This is a genomic window from Streptomyces hygroscopicus subsp. hygroscopicus (assembly GCF_001553455.1).
In the GTDB taxonomy this organism is placed as follows: domain Bacteria; phylum Actinomycetota; class Actinomycetes; order Streptomycetales; family Streptomycetaceae; genus Streptomyces; species Streptomyces hygroscopicus.
Genome location: NZ_BBOX01000621.1, coordinates 1 through 3,058 on the forward strand (window position 1 = coordinate 1; position 3,058 = coordinate 3,058).

Annotated in this window: 3 protein-coding genes; 2 read left to right on the top strand and 1 reads right to left on the bottom strand. The window is 73.2% G+C overall.

What is annotated here, in order from left to right; translation table 11 throughout:
• Positions 1-72: 72 nt before the first annotated feature.
• Entirely contained in the window at positions 73-738 is a 666-nt protein-coding gene (locus AXW62_RS39395; RefSeq protein ID WP_030822820.1) for an O-methyltransferase, read from the bottom strand.
• Positions 739-868: 130 nt separating this feature from the next.
• Between AXW62_RS39395 and sigE the strand changes: the two genes are divergently transcribed.
• Both sigE and AXW62_RS39405 read left to right on the top strand, forming a co-directional pair.
• Positions 869-1,687: an RNA polymerase sigma factor SigE gene (gene sigE, locus AXW62_RS39400; protein ID WP_079080453.1), complete on the top strand. Its 819-nt coding sequence runs from the start codon at positions 869-871 to the stop codon at positions 1,685-1,687.
• Positions 1,684-2,607, top strand: a complete 924-nt coding sequence (locus AXW62_RS39405; protein WP_060948533.1) for an anti-sigma factor family protein — start codon at positions 1,684-1,686, stop codon at positions 2,605-2,607. Before sigE ends, AXW62_RS39405 begins: the two co-directional genes overlap by 4 nt.
• The last annotated feature ends 451 nt before the right edge of the window (positions 2,608-3,058 follow it).

The following is a 3,058-nucleotide window of genomic DNA, read 5'->3' on the forward strand; positions in this document are numbered from 1 at the left end:
CCCCGTCGCCCGGCCGCTCCCCGTCGCCCGGCCGCTCGCCCCCGCCCCGCCGCTGAACTCCGCCCCCGCCGCTCAGTCCCGTTTGACCGCGCAGAGCAGACCGTCGCCGACCGGCAGCAGGGACGACTGCAGCACGGTGGACTCCCGTACGGTCCGCAGCAGCTCCCGCACGCGCAGCACCTCGGTGGGCTGGGCGGCGGAGTCCACGGTCCGCCCGTTGGCGAAGACCCCCTCGAAGCAGACCAGCCCCCCGGGCCGCAGCAGGCGCAACGATTCACCGAGGTAGTCCAGGCACTCCGAGCGGTCGCCGTCGCAGAAGACCAGGTCATACCCGCCGTCGGCCAGCCGGGGCAGTACGTCGAGGGCGCGGCCGGGGATGAAGCGAGCCCGGTTCCCGGTGAACCCGGCCGCGCGGAACGCCTGCTTGGCGAACTGCTGCATCTCCGGTTCGGTGTCCACGGTGGTGAGCACCCCGTCCCGGCGCATGCCCCGCAGCAGATGGATGCCCGAGACGCCCGTCCCGGTGCCGATCTCGGCGACGGCCTTGGCGTCGGCCGCGGCAGCGAGCAGCCGCAGCGCGGCGCCGGTGCCGGCCGACACCGAGCGCAGCCCTGACTCCCGGGCCCGGTCCCGGGCCCAGTGAAGGGCTTCGTCCTCGGCGACGAACGCGTCGGCGAACGCCCAGCTCGTCTGCCGGTTGGCGGTAATGACCCTCTCCTGTCCCCGTAGTTGGCGCAACGGTGACTGTATCCGCTGCGCACGGGAACCCGCAGATGGGACCAGGCGTTGTAGAGCCCGGGGGGACCGTATGGATCACGACCAAATGCAGGTCAAAAATGCTTATCCGGAGCTAACGGGCGAGGTGGATATGGTAGGGGCTCTACTGGACACCACCAGAGCCGACAGGGGAGGTGCGGCTGCGGCCGGTGACCGGAGAGTGCTGAAGCGCTTTCGCAGGTCAGCGGGCGAGCCGAAATCCGTGACCAACAATGCTGACCGTTCCCGCCCCCGTAGCCCTAAGGGCACGGGAGGTGCCACCGTCGCCGACTCCGCCACCACAGCGACCTTCGCCACGGGCGCGGACGCACCGGCGTGGACGCCTCCCACCTGGGAGGAGATCGTCAGCACCCACAGCGCACGGGTCTACCGCCTCGCCTATCGGCTCACCGGTAACCAGCACGACGCCGAGGATCTCACCCAGGAGGTCTTCGTCCGCGTCTTCCGCTCGCTGTCGACGTACACCCCGGGCACGTTCGAGGGCTGGCTGCACCGCATCACCACCAATCTCTTCCTCGACATGGTCCGCCGCCGGCAGCGCATCCGCTTCGACGCTCTCGGCGAGGACGCGGCGGAGCGGCTCCCCAGCCGCGAGCCCTCTCCCCAGCAGCACTTCAACGACACCCACTTCGACGCCGATGTGCAGCAGGCGCTGGACACCCTCGCCCCGGAGTTCCGCGCTGCCGTGGTGCTCTGCGACATCGAGGGGCTGTCCTACGAGGAGATCGCGGCCACCCTGGGGGTCAAGCTGGGCACCGTGCGCAGCCGCATCCACCGCGGTCGCTCGCATCTGCGCAAGGCGCTGCAGCACCGCGCCCCCGCGGCGCGGACCGGACACCAGCGAGAGGTCGCCGCGGTGGCGCCGCGTGTCGCGGGCCCCCGGCTGAGCGGGGAGGTCGGAATCGCGTGACCCGATCAGGCGGTCCGTCCCCCGCCGAGCAGCATCTCGGCGACCGCCTTGCGGCTCTGGTCGACGGTGAGCTCGGGCATGATGCGCGCGAGCGCGTCCTCGCCCATCTCGCCACCTGCTGCAAGTGCAAGGCGGAGGCCGATGCTCAGCGTCGGCTGAAGAGTGTGTTCGCCCAGACGGCGCCCCCGGCCCCGTCCGAGGGCTTTTTGGCGCGTCTGCAGGGCCTGGCCGCGGGCGGCGAGGACGGTATGGGAGGCGGCTCCGCCTTCGGCGGCTCGGGCGTCTTCGGCCCGCGCGATCTGCACGGCGGCCCACGGGACGTCCGCGGCCCGCGCGATGTCCGCGAGGCGGAGGAGAGACGGGAGCGGACGTTCGCCTTCGTGCCCGCGGTGCCTCCGGGTACCGCGATCGCACCGGCGGCGTCGGCCAGGGCCTCGCGTCAGCGCGGCTTCAGGATCCATGAGGTCGAGCGCCCGGCCCCGCGCCGCAGGTTCGCCTTCGCGGCGGCCGGAGCGGTCTCCCTGGCGGCCTTCGCGCTCGGCGCGGCGCTTCCGCTGGACGCGGCGGTCGACCCCCCGGGGAACTCGGCCGACGGCGCCGACACCGCGGTCGCCCCGTTCGGCGCCGACGCCGTGAACACGGGCGTCCGGGAGCGGACCCGCCAGGAGGTGGGGCTGATGGCCACCACGGACACCCGCACGGCCACCCCGTCCCCGACGTCCACCCCGCACCCACCGGCGCTGCGCCAGCCCGCCGGGGCGGCGCTGAACCCGCTGATACAGCCGATTCTCTCGGTCACCGAGCTGTTGCGGACGTCGAACTCCACACCCCCGGCCCCCGCGCCGACCCAGCTGGAGGTCCCGTCCCAGCCCTCGTCGGGCGGCTCGCCGTATCTCGGGACCACCGCGCCCCCGAAATAGCGGGCCGACGACGAGGTCCTCGGAGGCCCGGGAGATGGGCCCGGCCCTTGGAGGCCCTGGCGCGTCCGCGCCTGCCGTGACCGCGGGTCTTCGCCGATCATGACGAGGTCTTTCCGGCCGGCCTGCGCGAGCGGGGGCGGACCTGGTTGAATCGCCTCCGGACAGTGCGGCCCCGGGGCGTGGGCACGCCCCGGCGGCAGCCGGGGACGAGCCGAAGGGCCGCGCGCTGTCGTGAGGGAGAGCGCGCGGGGGTGCCCGGGGGCTGCGATCGGTACGCGGCTGCCGCCGCGCGAGGGCCCGAGCACGGTCGACCGTCGACAGGGGTACCTCCCAGCGGTGGCTGGGGGACCACGGTGCCCCGGAGGCGAACCGAGCCCTCAGAAAAAGGGAGATCATGGACGAGCCGAACGGGCCCAAGCCGAAGTGGTGGAGCCGTCCGGCCGCATGGTCC

Coding starts and splice junctions, on each gene's coding strand:
- sigE (WP_079080453.1), top strand. CDS start 869: ATGGTAGGGGCTCTACTGGACACCACCAGAGCCGACAGGGGAGGTGCG.